The organism is Stappia sp. TSB10P1A (assembly GCF_900185725.1).
Lineage (GTDB): Bacteria > Pseudomonadota > Alphaproteobacteria > Rhizobiales > Stappiaceae > Stappia.
In genome coordinates this window covers 466,267-486,199 of sequence record NZ_FYAU01000029.1, presented here as the reverse complement: position 1 = coordinate 486,199, position 19,933 = coordinate 466,267, and the positions used below count along the sequence as shown (strand labels likewise).

The following is a 19,933-nucleotide window of genomic DNA, read 5'->3' as shown; positions in this document are numbered from 1 at the left end:
AAGGGCGCGCGGCGCAAGTCCCGTCAGCGGCAGGTGCCCGGTTCGGGCGCCCCGATCAAGTGCGCAAGGTGCCGCCGGTCGCCTTTTCCACCGCGGCGCGGATCTTGGCGCCGACCGCGTCGATCTCCTCCTCGGTCAAGGTGCGCTCGCGCGGCTGCAGCGTCACGTCGATGGCCATCGACTTGTGCCCTTGCGCGATGCCGGCGCCGCGATAGACGTCGAACAGCGTGACGTCGCTGATCAAGGTCTTCTCGGCGCCGCGCGCGGCCTTGATCAGCCGGTCGGCGGTCACCGCCTCCTCGACGACGAAGGCGAAGTCGCGGCGCACCGGCATCAGGTCCGAGGCGGCGAAGGCGCCCTTGGAGCGGCCGGCCCTGCCCTTGGGCAGCGGCACCGCGTCGAGATAGACCTCGAAGACGGCGAGCCGGCCGTCGAGATCGAGCGCCCTGGCGATGCGCGGATGCAGCTCGCCGAAGCGGGCGAGGACCGTCTTGGGGCCGAGACGCAATTCGCCGCAGCGGCCCGGATGCAGCCAGGGCGCGCTTTCGGAGAAGATCATCAGCTTGTCGACCGACACGCCGATGGCGGCGAGCGCGGCTTCCGCATCGGCGCGGGCATCGAAGACGCCGACCTCAGGCGCATTGCCGGCCCAGTGGCGATCGGCGCCGGTCATCACCGCCGTGCCGCGGCGCAGGCCGGCGGCGACCATCGACTGGCCCTGCGGCGTGTCGTCGGCAAAGACCTGGCCGACCTCGAACAGGGCGACATCCGGATAGCCGCGATCGGCATTGCGCTGCGCCGCCGTGGCAAGGCCCGGCACCAGGCTCGGGCGCATGTCCGACATGTCGGCGGAGATCGGGTTGGCAAGGCGCAGGGCCGGCGAACCGCCGCCGAAGGCCTCGGCCTGGTCCTGCGGGATGAAGGACCAGGTGACGGCTTCCTTCATGCCGCGCACGGCGAGCGCCCGGCGCGCCTGCGAGCGGCGGACCTGCGCCGGGGTGAGCACCTGGCCGGTGACGGTGGCGCCGCGCGGCAGCGGCGTCGAGGCGACCGAATCGAGGCCGACGATGCGCACGACCTCCTCGACCAGGTCCGCCTTGCCGTGAATGTCCGGACGCCAGGACGGCGGGGCGACGCGCACGCCCTCGCCGCTGCCGGTGACCCAGAAGCCGAGACGGGTGAGCACGCCCTTGATCTCCGCGTCGGAGAGCTTGAGGCCCGACAGGCGCTTGACCTCGGCGAAAGGGAACTCGATGGTGCGGTCGGTCTCCGGCACATGGCCGGCAAGCGTCACCTGGCTCGGCGTGCCGCCGCACAGGTCCATGACCATGCGGGTGGCGAGTTCCAGCCCCGGCAGGCAGAAGGCCGGATCGACGCCGCGCTCGAAGCGGTAGCGGGCATCGGAATTGATGCCGAGCCGGCGGCCGGTGCGGGCGAGGTTGGTCTCGTCCCACAGGGCCGATTCGATCAGCACGTCGGTGGTGTCCTCGGTGCAGCCGGACAGCTCGCCGCCCATGATGCCGGCGAGCGATTCCAGGCCGTTGTCGTCGGCGATGACGCAGACGCTGTCGTCCACCTGATAGGTGCGCCCGTCCAGCGCCAGCAGCTCCTCGCCCGCGCGGCCGCGGCGGACGACGAGATCGCCCTTGACCTTGGCCGCGTCGAAGACATGCAGCGGCCGGCCGCGGTCGAAGGTGATGTAATTGGTGATGTCGACCAGCGCATTGATCGGGCGCAGGCCGATGGCGCGCAGCCGCTTCTGCATCCACTCCGGCGAGGGGCCGTTGTTCACGCCGCGCACCAGGCGCAGGGCGAAGGCCGGGCAGAGCGAGGGCGTGTCGCCGAACTCCAGCCGCACCGCGACCGGGCACGGGCCGGTGCCGGGCACCTGCGCCGGGCGGTTCTCCTTCAGCTTGCCGAGGCCGGCGGCGGCAAGATCGCGGGCGATGCCGGAAACGCCGGTGCAGTCCGGACGATTCGGCGTCAGGCCGATCTCGATGACCGGGTCGTCGAGCCCGACATAGGCGGCATAGGAGGCGCCGACCGGCGCATCCTCGGGAAGGTCGATGATGCCGTCATGGGCCTCCGACAGTTCCAGCTCGCGCTCCGAACACATCATGCCGAAGCTTTCGACATCGCGGATCTTGCCGACCGACAGGGTGACGTCGATGCCCGGCACATAGTCGCCCGGACGGGCGAGCACGCCGACAAGGCCGGTGCGGGCATTGGGCGCGCCGCAGACGATCTGCAGCGGCTCCTTGCCGTCGCCGGCATCGACGGTGAGGACGCGCAGGCGGTCGGCATTGGGGTGCTGGCGGGCCTCCAGCACCCTGGCGATGGTGAAGGGCTTCAGGCGGTCGGCCGGATTGGCGACATGCTCGACCTCCAGGCCGACGCGGGTCAGCGCCTCGACGATCTCGTCGAGAGTGGCGTCGGTCTCCAGATGTTCCTTCAGCCAGGACAGGGTGAACTTCATGGGTCGTGTCTCTTCAGGTATCGTGACGGGACCGGCGCGGCGGGGCTCCGCGCGCCGGCGCGGCTGCGTCAGTTCTGCGGCGTGAAGCGGTCGAGGTCCGGCACGATGGAGGCGGCGCCGTAATTCTTGGCGAAGCGCAGGCCGATCTCGTGCAGCCGGTCGGTCCAGCGGCGGATCATCGCCTCGTCGAGGCCGCGCCCGCTGGCGATGGCATGGGAGGCCTCGACCTCCACCTGATCGCGCAACAGGCCGAGCTCCAGCATCGCCGCATCCTCCGCCCGGTACTTGTCGAGCCAGCCGAAGGTGAGGATCGCCACCATCACCAGCACGGCGGCGGCCGAGGTGACCGACGACCACTTGGCGATGCCGTCGATGCGGCGCTCCGCCGACACCAGCACCATGGTGGCGATCGACAGGAAGGCGACGATGGCGACCGCCGTCAGGAAGCTCTCGTAATTGCTCTCCGCGTTCATCTCCTGGCTGGCGCGCAGGGTGGTGATGCGGTCGCGCAGGTAGAGAACCGTGTCGGCCTGGGGACCGAGCGCATCGCGGAAATAGGCGTCGCAATAGCGCAGCCGGCCGCGCTCCTGGGTCTTGTCGGCGCAGACCTCGACGAAGGAGGCGGGCTGGGCCGCAACGGGCGCCGGCGGCAGCAGGCCGGCCGCCAGCACGGCGAGCGCCAGCAGCGGCAGCAGCGCCGCGCGCAGGCGGGCAATCATCGACCGCGGTCTCATCGCGACAGTCCTCCGAACAGGGTCGGCAGGTCGAGCGGGCGGAAGCCGTAATGCTCGATCCAGCGGACATCCGCGTCGAAGAAGGCGCGCAGGTCCGGCATGCCGTATTTCAGCATGGCGATACGGTCGATGCCCATGCCCCAGGCGAAGCCCTGGTAGACATCCGGGTCGAGGCCGCAATTGCGGATGACATTGGGATGGACCATGCCGCAGCCGAGGATCTCCAGCCAGTCGTTGCCCTCGCCGATCTTCACCTCGTTGCCCGAGCGGTCGCAGCCGATATCGACCTCCATCGACGGCTCGGTGAAGGGGAAGTAGGACGGGCGGAAGCGCATGCGCACCTCGTCGACCTCGAAGAAGGCCTTGCAGAACTCCTCCAGCACCCATTTCAGGTGGCCGATATGGCTTTGCTTGTCGATCACCAGACCCTCGACCTGGTGGAACATCGGCGTGTGGGTCTGGTCGCTGTCGCAGCGATAGGTGCGGCCCGGGATGATCACCCGGATCGGCGGCTGTTGCGACATCATCGTGCGGATCTGCACCGGCGAGGTGTGGGTGCGCAGCAGCATGCGCTCGCCGTCCGCCTTTTCGGGCAGGAAGAACGTGTCGTGCATCTCGCGCGCCGGATGGTCGGGCGGGAAGTTGAGCTGGGTGAAGTTGAGATGGTCGGTCTCGATGTCCGGACCTTCGGCGATGGAAAAGCCCATGTCGGCGAAGATCGCGGTGAGTTCGTCGATGACCTGGCTGACCGGATGGATGCGCCCGGCCTCGGCGGGCGCGGCACGCAGCGGCAGGGTGACGTCGACGCGCTCGCGCTGGAGGCGCGCGTCGAGGGCGGCGTCCTGCAGCAGCTCGCGGCGGGCGGCGAGCGCATCGGTGACCCGGGTCTTGAGGCCGTTGATCGCCGGGCCCATCTCGCGCCGCTCGTCCGGCGACAGGGAGCCGAGGGTCTTCAGCTTCTCGGACACGGACCCTTTCTTGCCGAGGGCGGCGATGCGCACCTCTTCCAGCTCGGCCTCGTTCGACGCGGCGGCGACGGCCGCGAGGATCGCAGTTTCAAGGGATTGCAATTCGGACATGGCACCGTCGTGACTGGCAGCGCGCGGCCGGCATGCCGGCGCGGCACGTGAGAAGGGAGTTCGGGGGGTCTTTTACCAGACTTTCCGCCGCTTTCCAGCGGCAGGACGAAGACCGGCGGCAGAGACGGCTCAGTGCGGCAACTGCCTAAATCGGCCGCAGGCCGGACCCTGATGCAGGGCCTGGAATGGGGAGGACCGGCCGGCAAGGCGGCACCCGCCGGGCAGCACGGAGCGGCCGGCCGAGGACGGCCGGTCGGTCGGTGCCGCGAAAAGGGCGGCCGGAATGTCACCGAGGCTCACGTCTGGTCCTGCCGGGTTGCCGTTCGACGGCTTCTTCCTTCGCAGATCGGCGCAAGGAAGGCAAGCGCCGGAAGCGCGACGGGACACGCTTCCGGCACCGGCTCCGGCGGCACTCGCGGGGGAGGGCTCGCGGCAGGAGGCCTATTTGGTCAGCAGCAGCTTCTCGAATCGGGTGATCGAGAGGCGGTAGACCATGTCCTTGTGACGGATATGGACCTCGCGGGCGCCCTGGAACAGGGCGGAGCTGTCGAGTTCCAACGGTTCCTGGACGACCTTCGCCGTTTTCGGCAGGGTCAGGGTGCGCTGCTGGCTGCGCGACCGGCGATAAGCGGCAGCTTGGACCTGATGGGCGGGGGTCGCAGACTGGGACATGATCGACTTGCTCCTTCGATCGCTTGGTCCTTGGGCGAAATGGCCGGAAACTCCGGTTCTTCCGTCCGCGGTTTGGAATTGCTCTAAACTTGCGAACCGTTCGCAAGAATATTCTTGACTGAAATACTCATGTTTTATAGGAAAGGCAATGTCCGTTTCGCCTCTCGCTGTGCCCGGAGATGGCAGACGGAGATCCAAGCGCCAGCCAGCTCCCCGTCCACTCCCTCGACGGCCAGCAAGCCACGCTCTTGACCAAGCCAAATCGTGACCAAGCGTTTTCAACCTGTTTCGGGAGGGGCACGGCTCCATGTGCGCCAGGGATGACAAGCTGCGAAAGGCGATCGAGGATGCGGTCGCCGCCCATTCGGGACGTGCCCCTTTCGCCTGCGAGGAGGCCGGGGGCGATGCCCAGGCCGGACGCCGGCGCATCTGCCTGTGGGAGCAGGGCGACAGCGTCCACTGTTCCATCGTCGGCACCTGTGCCAGCGTCGCGGACCTGCGCCGCATCGCCCGCAAGGTCGGCATCGACGTTGCCCCCGACACGCCCGACTACGACGTGCACGGCCATTTCGTGCGCCTGTCGACCACCGACTGCGCCTTCACCCGCGCCTTTCAGAAACTGCTCGACGGCCGCTACGAGGGCGCGCTGCGCCGGGTCGGCCGCGCCCGCAGCGCCGCGGAGCTGGACGCGCTGTGGCGCGACATGTGCGACCGCGGCCAGGTCGGCCCGGCCTATTGGGCCTTCATGACGCACCAGCACGTGCCGGGCGCCTTGCGCGCGCGGATCTTCGGCGAGGTGCATATGTGGTCGCACCTGGCCGGCGCCTCGTTCCGCCAGAAGAACGAGGAGGCGGCGACCCTGCGCGACCAGCTGCAGGAGGCCGAGGAGCGGGCACGGCGGGTGGAGGCGGGCCTGCGCGAGGCGCTCGTCCAGCGCGACCGGGAGCTCGCCGACTTGCGCGCGGCGCTGGCAAGGCTCAAGGCCGGACGGGCGGCGGAGGAGGCACGGGCGCCGGAGACCGGCGAGACCGCGCCGGAGGCGGCGACGCTGCGCCGGCGGCTCGACAAGGCCGGGCGGGCGCTGCAATCGGCGCGGGTGCGGGCGCGCCAGGCCGAGGAGCGGCTGCGCGAGATCGGCGGCGAGACGCGGCGCCCGGCGGCGCAGCCGACAGGCATGACGGCCAATGGGGCGGCCAGTGGGGCGGCAAGTGCGGCGGCCAGGGCGGCGATGCCGCACAACGCGCCGGTGCCGGCGGGCGAGGCCGCACGGCCCAAGGCGATCCTCTATGTCGGCGGCATGCATGGCCACCGCGACCGGCTGCGCGGCATCGCCGAGGCGTTCAACACCACCTTCGTCCACCATGACGGCGGCGTCGAGGACGCCCCGCAGCGGCTCGACCACCTGCTGCCGTCGGTCGATTGCGTCTTCTGCCCGGTGAATTGCGTCAGCCACGACGCCTGCCTGCGGGCCAAGAAGATCTGCCAGAAGCTCAACAAGCCGTTCGTGCCGCTGCGCAGCACCGGCCAGACCGCGTTCCGCAAGGCCTTGCAGGACCTTGTCGGCACGCGCAAGGCGGTCCACCTTGCCCCGCAGGGGCCAGGATCAGAAGAGGGAGACACTGTCTGATGTATATTGCCATGAACCGCTTCCGCGTGAAGTCCGGCAACGAGGACGCCTTCGAGGAAGTGTGGCGCAACCGCGAGCGGCGCCTCGCGGAGATGGACGGCTTCGTCGAGTTCCACCTGCTGAAGGGCCCGGACCGCGAGGACCACACGCTCTATGCCTCGCACACGATCTGGCGGGACAAGGACGCCTTCCTCGCCTGGACCAAGAGCCAGGCGTTCCGCGACGCGCACAAGGGGGCGGGCGACAACAAGCCGCTCTATCTCGGGCCGCCGGAGTTCGAGGGCTTCGAGGCAGTGCTGACCGAAACCGCCTGAGGCCTCGGCCGCGAAGACTTGCAAGGGCGGGGTTCGCGAGGACCCCGCCCTTTTCGCATGCGCTTTTGGGCCGCCTTTTCGCCCGCAGGTGGTGGACACGGCGAAAACATGCTTTACCTCCCCGACAGGGATCGGCCCCATCGGTACGGAGATGTCATGAAGATCGACGGCGTTGCCCACCGCTCCATCTGGCCGGCAGAGCATGGCCGGTCGGTGCATATCATCGACCAGACGCGGCTGCCGCACGGTTTCGTCACCACGGAACTGGCGACGCTGGACGCCGCCGCCACGGCGATCCGCGACATGTGGGTGCGCGGCGCGCCGCTGATCGGCGCCACCGCCGCCTATGGCCTCGCCATGGCGCTGGCGCGCGATCCTTCCGATGCGGGACTGGCAAAGGCCGCCGCCCTGCTGGCCGCGACCCGGCCGACGGCGATCAACCTGCGCTGGGCGCTCGACGCGGTGACCGCACGGGTGGCGCCGCTGGCCGAAGACCAGCGCGCGGCCGCCGCCTGGGCGAAGGCCGGCGAGATCTGCGAGGAGGATGTCGCGGTCAACCACGCCATCGGCCGGCACGGGCTGGCCCTGATCCGCGAGATCGCCGCGCGCAAGCGCCAAGGCAAGGGTGGGGGCGAGCCGGTCAACATCCTGACCCATTGCAATGCCGGGTGGCTCGCCACCGTCGACTGGGGCACGGCGACCTCGCCGATCTACCAGGCGCACGATGCCGGCATCCCGGTGCATGTGTGGGTCGACGAGACGCGTCCGCGCAACCAGGGCGCCGGACTGACCGCCTGGGAACTCGGCCGGCACGGGGTGCCGCACCGGCTGGTGGTCGACAATGCCGGCGGCCACCTGATGCAGCACGGGCTCGTCGACATGGTGATCGTCGGCACCGACCGCACCACGGCGACGGGCGATGTCTGCAACAAGATCGGCACGTATCTCAAGGCGCTGGCCGCTCATGACAACGGCGTGCCGTTCCATGTCGCCCTGCCCTCCTCGACCATCGACTGGACCGTCCGCGACGGCTTGCGCGAGATCCCGATCGAGGAACGCTCGGGGCGCGAGGTGACGCATCTGACCGGCCTGACGCAGGACGGGCGGGTCGAGACCGTCGCCGTCACCCCGCCGACGACGGAGGCGGCCAACCCGGCCTTCGACGTGACGCCGGCGCGGCTGGTCACCAGCCTGATCACCGAGCGCGGCATCTGCGCGGCAAGCGCCGACGGGCTCGCGAGCCTGTTCCCGGAGCGGCGCGCCGCCTGACGCCCCCCCTCTTGCGTTGCGGCGGCGGGGCGGCGACACTCGCGCCCGCCCGCCCACCCGCCCGCACGCCCTCTCCCAGGACCGCATCCGCATGAGCCAGATCCCCGTCTTCGACGGCCATAACGACACGCTGCTCAAGCTGGAGCTCGGCGCCGGCACGGCCCGCGAGCGCTCCTTCTTCGAGCGCGCCGCGCGCGACCATATCGACCTGCCGCGCGCCCGAAAGGGCCGATTCGCCGGCGGGCTGTTCGCCATGTATGTGCCCTCGCAGCTCGGCGAGGCGCTGAAGCTGCGCTACGATCCGGACGATCCGGCGAATTTCGCCGAGGTCGCCCAGCCGGAGGCGCTGGCCTTCACGCTGCGGCTGCTGGCTCGCGCGCTGCGGCTGGAACGCGACAGCGCCGGCGAGGTGGCGATCTGCCGGACTGCGGCGGAGATCCGCGCGGCGATGGCGGCGAAAAAGCTCGCCATGGTGCTGCATGTGGAAGGGGCCGAGGCGATCGATGCCGAGCTGACCGCGCTGGAGGTGCTGCACGCCGCCGGCCTGCGCTCGCTCGGGCCGGTGTGGAGCCGGCCGAACATCTTCGGCGACGGGGTGCCGATGACCTGCCCCTCCTCCCCCGACACGGGGCCGGGGCTGACGGCAGCGGGCAAGGAACTGGTGCGCGCCTGCAACCGGCTGAAGATCATGGTCGACCTGTCGCATATCACCGAGAAAGGCTTCTGGGACGTTGCCGCGCTCACCGACCGGCCGCTGGTCGCCACCCATTCCAACGCCCATGCGGTCTGCCCCTCGGCGCGCAACCTGACCGACCGGCAGCTCGACGCCATCGCCGAGAGCGGCGGCGTCGTCGGGCTCAACTTCCACGTCGCCTTCCTGCGGCCGGACGGGGCCAATGTCTCCGACACGCCGCTTTCGGTGATGGTGCGGCACATGGACCACCTGATCTCGCGGCTCGGCGAGGACGGGGTGGCGCTCGGCTCGGATTTCGACGGCTGCATGGTGCCGCGCGCCATCGGCGACGTCGCCGGCCTGCCGGCGCTGCTGCAGGCCTTCCGCGAGGCGGGCTACGGCGAGGAGCTGATCGAGAAGATCGCCTGGAAGAACTGGCTGTCGGTGCTGGAGCGGACCTGGGCCTGAGGGACGGTCCTCACTCGGCGGCGAGCGGGCTTTCGGCGGCGATCCGCTCTTCCAGATATTGCGCGATGCTGGTGGCGACCGCATGCAGGCGGCGCAGCTCCGCCTCGCGGCGGGTGGCGGCCAGCACCTCGCAGGGGCGGCTGCTGCGGGCGCCGTTGCCGAAACGGCCGCTGCCACGGACGATGAAGCGATAGGCGGCGCCGTCCGGCGACCTCGGCGTGTAGAGGATATCCCCGACATGCTGCTCGGCAAAACGCAGGCTGTCGTTCAGGGTCGGCAGTGACTGAACAAATGCGGACATGACGTTCCCCAACAATTCCGCGGCAGGTCGGACCTGCCGCCGCCGAAATGGTTAACGAAGTCTTGCGCCGATTCGCGCCAGAGTCAAAACCCCGCAAGGCACCGGCCGGCCCGCCTGTTTTCCTCTGCCGGCAAAGCAGAGGGCGCGGCGGCAGGAAGGCAGGCAAACCGCGGCCGGGACCGGGCGGCCGGCCGGCCCGCCCGCCGGGGGTTGCCTTGGCGCACGGCTCGGGCTTCAATCGGTCGCATGGTCAAGTGCCGGCGAGGTCGCAAGTTTCTCGGGCACAGCGTGATCCCGACCACTGTTTTCGCCGGGGCAGAGCGGGGGCCGCGGCGACCCGGCAAGAGCCGCGAAGGAGCCGACAGATGGAGTTTTCCGCAGTCGACCTGGCGCGTTTCCAGTTCGCCTTTACCGTCTCGTTTCACATCATCTTCCCGTCCTTCACCATCGGCCTTGCAAGCTATCTGATGGTGCTGGAAGGGCTGTGGCTGGCGACCCGCCGAGAGATCTACCTGACCCTGTTCAAGTTCTGGCTGAAGATCTTCGCCGTCGCCTTCGGCATGGGCGTCGTCTCCGGCATCGTCATGACCTACCAGTTCGGCACCAACTGGTCGGTGTTTTCCGACAAGACCGGCCCGGTGCTCGGCCCGCTGATGGGCTATGAGGTGCTGTCCGCCTTCTTCCTGGAGGCCGGCTTCCTCGGCATCATGCTGTTCGGACTCAACCGGGTGGGACCGAGGCTGCACTTCCTCGCCACCGCGATGGTCGCCTTCGGCACCGCCCTGTCGGGCTTCTGGATCCTGTCGGTGAACAGCTGGATGCACACGCCGACCGGCTACGCGATCAACGAGGCCGGCCAGTTCGTGCCGGAAAACTGGTTCGAGATCGTCTTCAACCCCTCCTTCCCCTATCGCTTCGTCCACATGATGCTGGCGGCCTATCTGACCACCGCCTTCGTGGTCGGCGCGGTCGGCGCCTGGCACCTGCTCAAGGACCGCGCCAACGAGGGCGCGAAGGTGATGCTGTCGATGGCGATGTGGATGGCGGTGCTGGTGACGCCGGTGCAGATCGTTGCCGGCGACATGCACGGGCTCAACACGCTGGAGCACCAGCCGGCGAAGATCGCCGCGATGGAAGGCCATTTCGACGGCGAGACCGGCGCGCCGCTGATCCTGTTCGGCTTTCCCGACATGGCGGCGGCGGAAACCCGCTACAAGATCGAGGTGCCGAAGCTCGGCAGCCTGATCCTCACCCATTCGCTGGACGGCCGGGTGCCGGGGCTGAAGGACTTCCCGCGCGAGGACTGGCCAAACGCGACGATCGTGTTCTTCTCCTTCCGCATCATGGTCGGCATCGGCTTCCTGATGCTGGCGATCGGGCTGTGGAGCCTCTATCTGCGCCGGCGCGGGCGGCTCGCCGACACGCCGGTCTTCCACCGGGCGGTGGTGGCGATGGGGCCGACCGGCTTCATCGCCGTGCTGGCCGGCTGGATCACCACCGAGGTCGGCCGCCAGCCCTATACGGTCTATGGACTGCTGCGCACCAGCGACAGCATCTCGCCGGTCGACGCGCCGGCGGTGGCGACCTCGCTGCTGGTGTTCATCGTGGTCTATTTCATCGTCTTCGGCATCGGCACGGGCTACCTGCTGCGGTCGATGGCCAAGACACCGGGCGGCGACGCCGAGGGACCGGAGGCGGGCGAGCCGACCCGCGCCGCCGGCGTCACCCCCGCCCCCGCCTATGTCGCCGACGTCAACCCGAACCGGCGGAGGTAAGCCATGATCTTCGATCTCGCCCTGATCTGGGCGCTGCTGATCGCCACCGCGGTGTTCCTCTATGTGGTGCTCGACGGCTTCGACCTCGGCCTCGGGATCCTGTTCCCGCTCGCCCGCTCCAAGACCGAGCGCGACGTGATGATGAACTCCGTCGCGCCGGTGTGGGACGGCAACGAGACCTGGCTGGTGCTGGGCGGCGGCGGGCTCTATGCGGTGTTCCCGCTCGCCTATGCGGTGCTGATGCCGGCGCTCTACGCGCCGATCATGGCGATGCTGATCGGACTGGTGTTCCGCGGCGTCGTCTTCGAATTCCGCTTCAAGGCGCGCCCCGAGCGGCAATGGATCTGGGACATCGCCTTCTTCCTCGGATCGCTGACCGCGGCGCTGGCGCAGGGCATCGCGCTCGGCGCCATCATCCAGGGGATCGAGGTCGAGGGCCGGGCCTATGCCGGCGGCTGGCTGGACTGGCTGACGCCGTTCTCGGTCTTCACCGGCATCGCCGTCGCCACCGGCTACGCGCTGCTCGGCGCCACCTGGCTGGTGTGGAAATGCGAGGGACCGATGCAGGAACATTTCCGCGGCAAGGCGATGGTCACCGGCAGCCTGCTGCTGGTGATGATCGGCATCGTCAGCCTGTGGACCCCCTCGCTGCATCCGCAATTCGCCGCGCGCTGGTTCGAGTTCCCGCAGATCGTCTACACCGCGCCGGTGCCGCTGATGGTGCTGGCGCTCGCCGCGCTGCTGTTCGCCAGCCTGCGCTCCGGCCGCGACGCGGTGCCGTTCCTGGCGAGCCTCGGCCTGTTCCTCGTCACCTTCATCGGGCTCGGCGTGAGCCTCTTCCCCTATGTGGTGCCGACCTCGATCACCCTGTGGGACGCCGCGGCACCGGACAGTTCGCTGAAATTCCTGCTGGTCGGGGCGGCGGTGCTGATCCCGATGATCCTCGCCTACACCGCCTATGCCTATTGGGTGTTTCGCGGCAAGGTGCGCCCCGGCGAGGGCTATCACTGATGAGGCGAAACGGGCCGGAGCGGCGGCCGCTCCATCTGCGGCTCGCCTGGTTCGCCGGCCTGTGGCTCGCCGGCGTCTTGACCCTGTTCGCGGTGGCGAGCCTGATCCGCTGGGCGATCCTGTAGCGATAGGGCAGCGGGCGCCGCGCCTCAGCCCTCGGCGCGAGCCAGATCCACGGAGAGGCCGGCGCCGGATGCGGCCTCCGACCCGGCAAAGGCAACGCCGAGCAGGGCATGGGCGGGAAGGCGCAGCGGCAGCAGGCAGGGCGGCGGGGCGATCTCCTCCGGCAGGCGCCACAGGCGCGAGGCGAGCGCCAGCCGGCCGGCGGCCTTGCCCGAGGTCAGGCGCGCCAGCGGGATGGCCAGCGCCGGGCCGAGGACGACCGGCAGCAGCGGCCAGACGAGACCCGGCGTGAGCGCGAGGGCAAAGCCGACGCCGGCCAGGCCGAACAGGGTCTGCGGCCAGAGCTTGGCCGCGCACAGGCCGAGCGGCAGGGTGCGGGTGTCGCGGATCTGCGCGCCCCAGCCGATGGCCTTGCCGAAGGGCAGGCCGGCGATGAACAGGGTGACGGCAACCGCAATGACCGGCGCCATCAGCATGGAGAAGACCAGCTCGGTCAGCCAGCTTGCCGCAACCCGCAGGCCGCCGCCAAAGGCGGCGCGCTGCCGGCGATCGGCCAGAATATCGAGACAGGTCGCAATCTTCGGCGCGAAGATCATCGTCAGGACGATGACGAACAGCGCGAAGCCCGCCGTCAGGTCGACGCGGATCAGTTCGCCGGTGCCGAAGGCGACCAGCGCCGCGCCGGTCGCCATGAAGGCGAGCCAGGCCGGGGCGGAGACGAACATCAGGATCGCCAGTACCAGTTGCACCCGGCTGACCGGCTTGAGATCCGGCAGGCCGAGCAGCTTCAGATATTGCAGGTTGCCCTGGCACCAGCGCAGCTCGCGGCGGATGAACTCCAGCAGGTTGGGCGGGTTCTCCTCGAAGCTCTCGCCCTCCAGCGGCAGCACGCGGACCTCGTAGCCGGCGCGGCGCATCAGCACCGCCTCGACCTGGTCGTGGCTCAGCACCCAGCCGGACAGCGGCCCGGCGCCCGGCAGCCGCGGCAGGTCGCAATGTTCGGCGAAGGGGGCAAGGCGCAGGATGGCGTTGTGGCCCCAATAGGGGCCGCAATCGCCCTGCCACCAGGCGCTGCCGAGCGTGTAGGAGCGCATGCCGAGGCGCATGCCGAACTGGAAGATGCGGGCGAAGGCGCTCGTCGCCGGCAGGCCGACGACGAGGGTCTGCAGGATGCCGACGCGCGGGTTGGCATCCATCCGCGCGGTGAGGTCGAGCATCGTCCGCGCCGACAGGAAACTGTCGGCATCGAGCACGATGGCATAGTCATGCGCGGCGCCCCAGCGCTCGAGAAAGTCGCGGATGTTGCCGGCCTTGAAGCCGGGATTTTCCGCCCGGCGGCGGTAGAGAACCGGCAGACGGCCGGCCCAGCACGCGGCAAGCGCGGCAAAGGCGCGCTCCTCGCGGGCGGCGATCTTCGCGTCATCGGTGTCGCTGAGGACATAGAGGGCAAAGCCGGCGGCGCGGCCGGAGCGCACCAGGTCGGCGGCCATGGCATCGAGCGAGGCGGCGACGGCGTCGACATCCTCGTTGCGGATGCAGGAGAGGATCGCGGTGGAGGCGGTGCTGTCGCCGGCGGCATCGCCCGGACGCAGGGTGGAGACGGCGGCGAGCGGATCGCGCGACAGCCGCAGGACGGCAAGGCCGATCACCGCGTTCCAGAAGCCGATCGCCGTCCAGGGCAGGGTCAGCAGGAAGCAGCCGATCATCAGCCACTCGCCCCAGGTGATCGTGCCGTCGCCGGCAAAGGCAAGGCCGAGCAGGGCGGTCAATCCGGCGATGGTGGCAAGCACCAGGGCGGCGAAGACCGCGCGCCGGCGCGCCAGCCGCGCGGCATCGGGACCCGGCGCAGGGGCCGCGTCGCCGGAGGTCTCCGGCGCAGGGCAGGTCGGCGACCCGGTCTGACGCATGATACGCAACCCTGTTGTGCGAGGCCGGCGATGGCGGATGCCCCGCCCCGTCCGTTGCGCTATAGGTTGCGCCGGACTAAGGAGGATTTGTGACGCAGCGCAGCACTCCCGGCAAGGACCCGTATTCCGCGCGGGCGCTCTGGACCACGGGTCCGGGGCGGCTGGAACTGCGCCAGGAAGCGCTGCGCCGGCCGCAGGCGGGCGAGGTCGTCGTGCGCAGCCTGTGGAGCGGCGTCAGTCTGGGGACCGAGCGGCTGGTCTTCACCGGCGCGGTGCCCGAAAGCGAATGGCAGCGCATGCGCGCGCCGTTCCAGGCGGGCGAGTTCCCCTTCCCGGTCAAATATGGCTATGCCTGTGTCGGCGAGATCGCCGGCGGCGATCCGGCGCGGGCCGGCGAGACCGTGTTCGTGCTGCATCCGCATCAGGACCGCTTCGTCGTCGCCGGGACGGCAGCGGTGCCGGTGCCGGCGGGCGTGCCGCCGCTGCGCGCGATCCTTGCCGCCAATATGGAGACCGCGCTCAACGGACTGTGGGACGGGGGCGCGGCGCCCGGAGACCGCATCGCCGTCGTCGGCGGCGGGGTCGTCGGACTGCTGGTCGCCTCTCTCGCCGCCCGGCTGCCGGGGACGCAGGTGACGGTGGTCGACATCGATCCGGCGAAGGAGCGCCCGGCGCGCAGCCTCGGCGCGAATTTCGCCCGGCCCGGCGAGGCGCCGCCCGACCAGGACCTCGTCTTCCACACCTCCGGCCACCCGTCCGGCCTCGACACGGCGCTTTTCCTGGCCGGAGCGGAGGCGAAGGTGGTGGAGATGAGCTGGTACGGCACGGCCCCGGTCACGGCGCATCTGGGCGGCGGCTTCCACAGCCGGCGGCTGACGCTGCGCTCCAGCCAGGTCGGCAGCCTGCCGCCGGAAAGGCTGGCGCGCTGGACCTATCGCCGGCGCCTGGAGACGGCGCTGGCGCTGCTGCGCGACCCGGCGCTCGACGCGCTGATCGCGCCGCCGATTTCCATCGAGGAGGCGCCCGCCCGGCTGCCGGAGATCTTCGCCGGCCGGGTGCCGGTGCTGGCCCAGCCGATCCACCATGACGACGAGGCACCGCCGGCAGCGCCCTGAAGAGGGCGCATTCTTCCGCAAGATCCCGCCGACACGCTCGCCCCTCCCCCCGGCCGGACCGGCCGCCAGTTCCAGCAGGAGACCCCGACAGATGCATGCCGTCGAAGTCCGCGACCACATCATGATCGCCCATTCGTTCACGGGCGAGGTGTTCGGCCCCGCACAGCGGCTGCACGGGGCGACCTTCGTCGTCGATGCCGCGTTCTTCTCGCCGGAGCTCGACGCGAACGGCATCGTCATCGACATCGGCCGCGCCCATGAGGTGCTCAAGGAAACGCTGGCGCCGCTGAACTATCGCAACCTCGACGAGGTGCCGGAGTTCAAGGGCCGGAACACCACCACGGAATTCCTGAGCCGGCATATCTTCGAGGCGCTGGCGCGGGCGGCGCGGGAGAACCGGCTCGGCCGGCCCGCCAGCGAGCTCTCCGCGATCCGGGTGACGCTGCACGAATCCCACGCGGCGCGGGCCTGGTACGAAGGCACGCTGTGATGGCGGCGGGGCGCCTTACCTTCCTCTATCCCGGCCGGCTGGAGACGCCGACCGGCGGCTATGTCTATGACCGCGAGCTGCTGGCGGCGCTGGCGGCGACGGGGACGCAGGTGAGCGCGGCAACGCTGGGCGAGGGCTACCCGGCGCCCTCCCCGGCGACGCTTGAGGCGGGCGCGGCGCTGCTTTCCGGGCTCGCCGACGGCGAAGCGGTGATGATCGACGGGTTGGCCTTCGGCGTGATGGACGCCATTGCCGCCCCGCAGGCGCAGCGGCTGCGGCTGATCGCCTTGGTGCACCATCCGCTGGCGCATGAGAGCGGCCTGCCGCCGGCGCGGGCGGCGGAGCTTGCGGCGAGCGAACGGCGCGCGCTGGCGCTGGCCCGCCATGTGGTGACGACGAGCCCGGCGACCGCCGCCGCCGTCACCACCGAATTCGGCGTGCCAAGCGCGAAGGTGAGCGTGCTGGAGCCGGGCCTCGTACTGCCCGCGCCGCCGGTGGCACGGGTCCGGCGGCCGGGCGAGCCGTTCCGCCTGCTGTCGGTCGGCTCGCTGGTGCCGCGCAAGGACCACCCGACGCTGCTGGCCGCGCTGGCGCAGATCGACGACCCGGCGGTGACGCTGGACATCGCCGGCAGCGGCGAGTTCGATCGCGCCCATGCGGCGAGCGTGCGCGCGATCATCGAACGGCTCGGCCTGTCGCAGCGGGTGCGGCTGCATGGCGCGCTCGGCCGCGCGGCGCTCGACGCGCTCTATGCCCAGGCGGACCTGTTCGTGCTGACCACGCTCTACGAGGGCTATGGCATGGCCTTTGTCGAGGCGATGGCGCACGGCCTGCCGGTGGTGGCGACCGGCGCTGGCGCGGTGCGCGACACCGTGCCGGCGGCGGCGGGCATCCTGTGCGAGGCGGGCGATGCGGCTTCTGTCGGCGCGGCGATCCGGCGGCTCGCCGAAGACGCGGCGCTGCGCCAGAGCCTGGCCCAGGCGGCGCGCGCCCATGCGCAGGGCCTGCCGGGCTGGCCGGAGCAGGCACGGCGGCTCGCCGCGCTGATCGCGGAGATCGGGCGATGAGCGGCTTTTCCGGCGCGTGGCTGTCGGCGCGCGAGCCGGCGGATCTGCGCGCCCGCAACACGGCCGTGCGCAAGGCCTTTCTCGATCATCTGGAGAGACGCGCCAAGGCCAGGGGCGACGCGCCACTGGTCATCCTCGACCTTGGCGCGGGGACCGGCGCGACGATGCGGGCGCTGCATCCGCATCTGCGCTTTGCCACGAGCTGGCGGCTCGCCGAACACGATCCGGCGCTGCTGGCACTGGCCCGCGAGATGGCCGAGCGGGACGGGCTGGCGGCCGCGGTCGTCGCCGCCGACCTGGCGCGGGGCCTCTCCGCCGAGCTGCTGTCCGGCATCGACGCGGTGACGACATCGGCCTTTCTCGACCTCGTCTCGGCCGGTTGGATCGACCGGCTGGCGCGGACGCTGGCCCGCCGCGCCCTGCCCTTCCTCGCCATGCTGACCTATGACGGGCGGCAGTCGCTGGCACCAGAGCACCCCTTCGACGAGACGGTGCATGCGGCGCTGCGGACCCATCAGGGCCGCGACAAGGGCTTCGGCCCGGCGCTGGGGCCGGGCGCGCATGCGCATGCGGCCGCCGCCTTCCGCGCGCAGGGATATCGCACGCACGAGGGCGCTGCCGACTGGCAGGCGCTGCCCGGCGAAACAGATTTCCTGAAGATGCTGGTGGGGGGCTGGGCCGAGGCGGCGCGGGACAGTGGCGCGGCGGATACGGCGCTCGCCGACTGGCTGGCCCTGCGCCAGGGTCAGATCGGCCGCGGGGAGCTCGCGGCCCATGTCGGCCACCGCGACCTGGCGGCGCTGCCGCCCGCCTGACGGCGCAGCGGCCTCAACAGGTCAGGTCAGGTTCTTCAGCCAGGACAGCGGCTCGCAGAATTCGACGCCCATCTGGTTGCCGTCCTGCCAGACGATCCGCACCCTGGTGCGGATGTTCTCGGGCAGGAAGATCAGCTCGATCGCCTCGCTGCGGGTCAGCGGGGTCTCCAGCTTGAGACGGGCACCATGGGGGGACAGGTTGACGATCCGGCAGTCGATGCCGAACCCGCCCTTGCCCTCCAGCACCAGCCGGCCCTGCTTGAGAGTTCGCACCCGGCTGCTGCGGCGCGCGTCCTCCCTTTCAGCATCCACGTTCTCGACCTCCTGTTCCGGCGGCGGCGAACACACCGCCGACCCTGCCTCAGGTTCGGACACGCGAAGCGTGCCCTGCCCCGGACAGCTTCACGATACGGATCGTAGCGGCCAAGGCTCAAGAAATCGTGTAGGGCGAGCCCTTTCCTTTCTCCTACTTTCTCCCGGTCCGGGCGCGACAGTTCGTCGCTCCGGACCTCACCAGGGAAGGCGCAAGGGGCCCGTCAGGCCCGCTCGATGGCGCAGGCAATGCCCTGGCCGACGCCGATGCACATGGTGGCGAGGGCGCGGGCGGCGCCGCGCTGCGCCAGTTCCAGCGCCGCCGTGCCGACGATGCGCGCGCCCGACATGCCGAGCGGATGGCCGAGCGCGATGGCTCCGCCATTCGGGTTGACGTGGTCGGCATCGTCCGCGAGCCCGAGCTCGCGCATCACCGCCAGCCCCTGGGCGGCGAAGGCCTCGTTCAGCTCGACGACGTCGAAATCGCCGATCGACAGGCCGAGCCGCGCCATCAGCTTGCGGCTCGCCGGCACCGGACCGATGCCCATGACGCGCGGCGGCACGCCGGCCGTGGCACCGCCAATGATGCGCGCGATCGGCGTCAGACCATAGGCCTTCACGGCGTCTTCCGAGGCGATGAGCAGCGCGGCGGCGCCGTCATTGACGCCGGAGGCGTTGCCGGCGGTGACCGAACCGCCCTGGCGGAACGGCGTCGGCAGCTTGGCGAGCTTTTCGGCCGTGGTGCCGGCGCGCGGGTGCTCGTCGCGCTCGACCACCACCGGATCGCCCTTGCGCTGCGGAATGGTCACCGGGACGATCTCGCGGGCGAGACGGCCGTTCTCCTGGGCCGCGACGGCGCGGTCCTGCGAGCGGGCGGCGAAGGCGTCCTGGTCGGCACGCGCGATGCTGTAGTCCTCGGCGACGTTTTCCGCCGTCTCCGGCATGGAATCGATGCCGTATTGCGCCTTCATCAAGGGATTGACGAAGCGCCAGCCGATGGTGGTGTCGTGGATCTCGGCATGGCGGGAAAAGGCGCTGTCGGCCTTGGGCAGCACGAAGGGCGCGCGCGACATGCTCTCCACGCCGCCGGCGATCATCAGCTCCGCCTCGCCGGTACGGATGGCGCGCGCGGCCATGATCACCGCGTCCATGCCCGAGCCGCACAGGCGGTTGACCGTGGTGCCGGGCACCTCGACCGGCAGTCCGGCAAGAAGCGCGGCCATACGCGCGACATTGCGGTTGTCCTCGCCGGCCTGGTTGGCGCAGCCATACAGAACATCGTCCACCCGCGCCCAGTCGACGCCGGCATTGCGCGCCATCAGCGCGCGGATCGGCACCGCCCCGAGATCGTCGGCCCGCACCTGGGACAGGACGCCGCCGAAACGGCCGATCGGCGTGCGGACATAGTCGACGATATAGGCATTGCGCATCAAAGACCTCCCTGGTCCGCCCGGACCGTTATTGCCGGCGTCTTTTTCCCCGCCCCTCAGGCGGGCGTCAACGCCTCTCGCCGGCATATACTAATTGATCGACCGGTCGGTCAACGAAAAGCCCCGACGGCATCCAGGCGGACGGGACGAAGAGGGGCGGGGGGAAGGCGCGAGCTGGCACGGGCCCGCCGACACGCGGCGCGCCGTATGGTCAAAGCGTCGCAGCCGGGTTCGACGCCTTGCACAGGTCAGGATTAACCTTAATAAATCTCCAG

At 70.3% G+C, this 19,933-nt stretch carries 19 protein-coding genes; 11 read left to right on the top strand and 8 right to left on the bottom strand.

Annotated elements, in window-relative coordinates; all coding sequences use genetic code 11:
- Positions 1-55: 55 nt before the first annotated feature.
- The 4 genes from pheT to hemP all read right to left on the bottom strand — a co-directional run bounded on the left by pheT (position 56) and on the right by hemP (position 4,961).
- The gene (gene pheT / locus TSB10P1A_RS16050) at positions 56-2,476 is read right to left on the bottom strand and encodes a phenylalanine--tRNA ligase subunit beta (RefSeq protein ID WP_186388923.1); all 2,421 of its coding nucleotides are present in this window, start codon (positions 2,474-2,476) and stop codon (positions 56-58) included.
- Positions 2,477-2,544: 68 nt separating this feature from the next.
- Positions 2,545-3,210 carry a phenylalanyl-tRNA synthetase subunit alpha gene (locus TSB10P1A_RS16045; protein ID WP_186388922.1) on the bottom strand — a complete coding sequence of 222 codons (666 nt, stop codon included), beginning with the start codon at positions 3,208-3,210 and terminating at the stop codon, positions 2,545-2,547.
- Positions 3,207-4,289 (bottom strand): phenylalanine--tRNA ligase subunit alpha, encoded by a 1,083-nt coding sequence (gene pheS, locus TSB10P1A_RS16040; RefSeq protein WP_186388921.1) that lies wholly within the window; start codon positions 4,287-4,289, stop codon positions 3,207-3,209. The genes TSB10P1A_RS16045 and pheS overlap by 4 nt, the downstream gene beginning before the upstream one ends.
- Positions 4,290-4,730: 441 nt before the next feature.
- Entirely contained in the window at positions 4,731-4,961 is a 231-nt protein-coding gene (hemP, locus tag TSB10P1A_RS16035) for a hemin uptake protein HemP (RefSeq protein ID WP_186388920.1), read from the bottom strand.
- A 307-nt stretch (positions 4,962-5,268) separates the two neighbouring features.
- Between hemP and TSB10P1A_RS16030 the strand changes: the two genes are divergently transcribed.
- The 4 genes from TSB10P1A_RS16030 to TSB10P1A_RS16015 all read left to right on the top strand — a co-directional run bounded on the left by TSB10P1A_RS16030 (position 5,269) and on the right by TSB10P1A_RS16015 (position 9,312).
- Entirely contained in the window at positions 5,269-6,588 is a 1,320-nt protein-coding gene (locus TSB10P1A_RS16030) for a DUF2325 domain-containing protein (protein WP_186388919.1), read from the top strand.
- The gene (locus TSB10P1A_RS16025) at positions 6,588-6,902 is read left to right on the top strand and encodes an antibiotic biosynthesis monooxygenase (RefSeq protein ID WP_186388918.1); all 315 of its coding nucleotides are present in this window, start codon (positions 6,588-6,590) and stop codon (positions 6,900-6,902) included. The genes TSB10P1A_RS16030 and TSB10P1A_RS16025 overlap by 1 nt, the downstream gene beginning before the upstream one ends.
- 156 nt (positions 6,903-7,058) lie before the next feature.
- A complete protein-coding gene (mtnA, locus tag TSB10P1A_RS16020) occupies positions 7,059-8,171 on the top strand; it encodes an S-methyl-5-thioribose-1-phosphate isomerase (RefSeq protein ID WP_186388917.1) in 1,113 nt (370 codons plus the stop codon).
- Positions 8,172-8,262: 91 nt separating this feature from the next.
- Positions 8,263-9,312, top strand: a complete 1,050-nt coding sequence (locus TSB10P1A_RS16015; protein ID WP_186388916.1) for a dipeptidase — start codon at positions 8,263-8,265, stop codon at positions 9,310-9,312.
- A 10-nt stretch (positions 9,313-9,322) separates the two neighbouring features.
- Here TSB10P1A_RS16015 and TSB10P1A_RS16010 read toward each other — a convergent pair whose 3' ends face one another.
- Positions 9,323-9,613 (bottom strand): hypothetical protein, encoded by a 291-nt coding sequence (locus TSB10P1A_RS16010; protein ID WP_186388915.1) that lies wholly within the window; start codon positions 9,611-9,613, stop codon positions 9,323-9,325.
- 365 nt (positions 9,614-9,978) lie between these two features.
- On the opposite strand from TSB10P1A_RS16010, the gene TSB10P1A_RS16005 reads away from it, so the two are divergent.
- From TSB10P1A_RS16005 to TSB10P1A_RS15995, 3 genes are read left to right on the top strand one after another with little or no spacing between them, the layout of a single operon-like run.
- Positions 9,979-11,388: a cytochrome ubiquinol oxidase subunit I gene (locus TSB10P1A_RS16005; RefSeq protein ID WP_186388914.1), complete on the top strand. Its 1,410-nt coding sequence runs from the start codon at positions 9,979-9,981 to the stop codon at positions 11,386-11,388.
- 3 nt (positions 11,389-11,391) lie between these two features.
- Complete coding sequence (gene cydB, locus TSB10P1A_RS16000) at positions 11,392-12,399, top strand: cytochrome d ubiquinol oxidase subunit II (protein ID WP_186388913.1); 1,008 nt, start codon at positions 11,392-11,394, stop codon at positions 12,397-12,399.
- On the top strand, positions 12,399-12,524 hold the full coding sequence (locus TSB10P1A_RS15995; RefSeq protein ID WP_186388912.1) for a DUF2474 domain-containing protein: 126 nt from the start codon (positions 12,399-12,401) through the stop codon (positions 12,522-12,524). The genes cydB and TSB10P1A_RS15995 overlap by 1 nt, the downstream gene beginning before the upstream one ends.
- Positions 12,525-12,548: 24 nt before the next feature.
- On the opposite strand, the gene mdoH is transcribed toward TSB10P1A_RS15995, so the two are convergent.
- Positions 12,549-14,429, bottom strand: coding sequence for a glucans biosynthesis glucosyltransferase MdoH (gene mdoH, locus TSB10P1A_RS15990; RefSeq protein ID WP_186388911.1), 1,881 nt, complete (start codon positions 14,427-14,429; stop codon positions 12,549-12,551).
- Positions 14,430-14,518: 89 nt separating this feature from the next.
- On the opposite strand from mdoH, the gene TSB10P1A_RS15985 reads away from it, so the two are divergent.
- The 4 genes from TSB10P1A_RS15985 to TSB10P1A_RS15970 all read left to right on the top strand — a co-directional run bounded on the left by TSB10P1A_RS15985 (position 14,519) and on the right by TSB10P1A_RS15970 (position 17,916).
- Positions 14,519-15,544 (top strand): zinc-binding alcohol dehydrogenase, encoded by a 1,026-nt coding sequence (locus TSB10P1A_RS15985; RefSeq protein ID WP_186388910.1) that lies wholly within the window; start codon positions 14,519-14,521, stop codon positions 15,542-15,544.
- Between the two features lie 91 nt (positions 15,545-15,635).
- Entirely contained in the window at positions 15,636-16,034 is a 399-nt protein-coding gene (locus TSB10P1A_RS15980; RefSeq protein ID WP_186388909.1) for a 6-carboxytetrahydropterin synthase, read from the top strand.
- The gene (locus tag TSB10P1A_RS15975) at positions 16,034-17,101 is read left to right on the top strand and encodes a glycosyltransferase family 4 protein (protein WP_186388908.1); all 1,068 of its coding nucleotides are present in this window, start codon (positions 16,034-16,036) and stop codon (positions 17,099-17,101) included. The genes TSB10P1A_RS15980 and TSB10P1A_RS15975 overlap by 1 nt, the downstream gene beginning before the upstream one ends.
- On the top strand, positions 17,098-17,916 hold the full coding sequence (locus tag TSB10P1A_RS15970) for a hypothetical protein (protein ID WP_186388907.1): 819 nt from the start codon (positions 17,098-17,100) through the stop codon (positions 17,914-17,916). Before TSB10P1A_RS15975 ends, TSB10P1A_RS15970 begins: the two co-directional genes overlap by 4 nt.
- A 21-nt stretch (positions 17,917-17,937) precedes the next feature.
- Here the strand turns inward: TSB10P1A_RS15970 and TSB10P1A_RS15965 are convergent, their stop codons facing one another.
- Both TSB10P1A_RS15965 and pcaF read right to left on the bottom strand, forming a co-directional pair.
- Entirely contained in the window at positions 17,938-18,228 is a 291-nt protein-coding gene (locus TSB10P1A_RS15965; RefSeq protein WP_186388906.1) for a PilZ domain-containing protein, read from the bottom strand.
- A 224-nt stretch (positions 18,229-18,452) separates the two neighbouring features.
- Entirely contained in the window at positions 18,453-19,658 is a 1,206-nt protein-coding gene (pcaF, locus tag TSB10P1A_RS15960) for a 3-oxoadipyl-CoA thiolase (RefSeq protein WP_186388905.1), read from the bottom strand.
- Positions 19,659-19,933: the final 275 nt, after the last annotated feature.

Bases quoted from the DNA above. Each gene is read 5' to 3' on its own strand.
- pheT (WP_186388923.1), bottom strand. From the start codon at position 2,476: ATGAAGTTCACCCTGTCCTGGCTGAAGGAACATCTGGAGACCGACGCC.
- TSB10P1A_RS16045 (WP_186388922.1), bottom strand. From the start codon at position 3,210: ATGAGACCGCGGTCGATGATTGCCCGCCTGCGCGCGGCGCTGCTGCCG.
- pheS (WP_186388921.1), bottom strand. From the start codon at position 4,289: ATGTCCGAATTGCAATCCCTTGAAACTGCGATCCTCGCGGCCGTCGCC.
- hemP (WP_186388920.1), bottom strand. From the start codon at position 4,961: ATGTCCCAGTCTGCGACCCCCGCCCATCAGGTCCAAGCTGCCGCTTAT.
- TSB10P1A_RS16030 (WP_186388919.1), top strand. From the start codon at position 5,269: ATGTGCGCCAGGGATGACAAGCTGCGAAAGGCGATCGAGGATGCGGTC.
- TSB10P1A_RS16025 (WP_186388918.1), top strand. From the start codon at position 6,588: ATGTATATTGCCATGAACCGCTTCCGCGTGAAGTCCGGCAACGAGGAC.
- mtnA (WP_186388917.1), top strand. From the start codon at position 7,059: ATGAAGATCGACGGCGTTGCCCACCGCTCCATCTGGCCGGCAGAGCAT.
- TSB10P1A_RS16015 (WP_186388916.1), top strand. From the start codon at position 8,263: ATGAGCCAGATCCCCGTCTTCGACGGCCATAACGACACGCTGCTCAAG.
- TSB10P1A_RS16010 (WP_186388915.1), bottom strand. From the start codon at position 9,613: ATGTCCGCATTTGTTCAGTCACTGCCGACCCTGAACGACAGCCTGCGT.
- TSB10P1A_RS16005 (WP_186388914.1), top strand. From the start codon at position 9,979: ATGGAGTTTTCCGCAGTCGACCTGGCGCGTTTCCAGTTCGCCTTTACC.
- cydB (WP_186388913.1), top strand. From the start codon at position 11,392: ATGATCTTCGATCTCGCCCTGATCTGGGCGCTGCTGATCGCCACCGCG.
- TSB10P1A_RS15995 (WP_186388912.1), top strand. From the start codon at position 12,399: ATGAGGCGAAACGGGCCGGAGCGGCGGCCGCTCCATCTGCGGCTCGCC.
- mdoH (WP_186388911.1), bottom strand. From the start codon at position 14,429: ATGCGTCAGACCGGGTCGCCGACCTGCCCTGCGCCGGAGACCTCCGGC.
- TSB10P1A_RS15980 (WP_186388909.1), top strand. From the start codon at position 15,636: ATGCATGCCGTCGAAGTCCGCGACCACATCATGATCGCCCATTCGTTC.
- TSB10P1A_RS15975 (WP_186388908.1), top strand. From the start codon at position 16,034: ATGGCGGCGGGGCGCCTTACCTTCCTCTATCCCGGCCGGCTGGAGACG.
- TSB10P1A_RS15970 (WP_186388907.1), top strand. From the start codon at position 17,098: ATGAGCGGCTTTTCCGGCGCGTGGCTGTCGGCGCGCGAGCCGGCGGAT.
- pcaF (WP_186388905.1), bottom strand. From the start codon at position 19,658: ATGCGCAATGCCTATATCGTCGACTATGTCCGCACGCCGATCGGCCGT.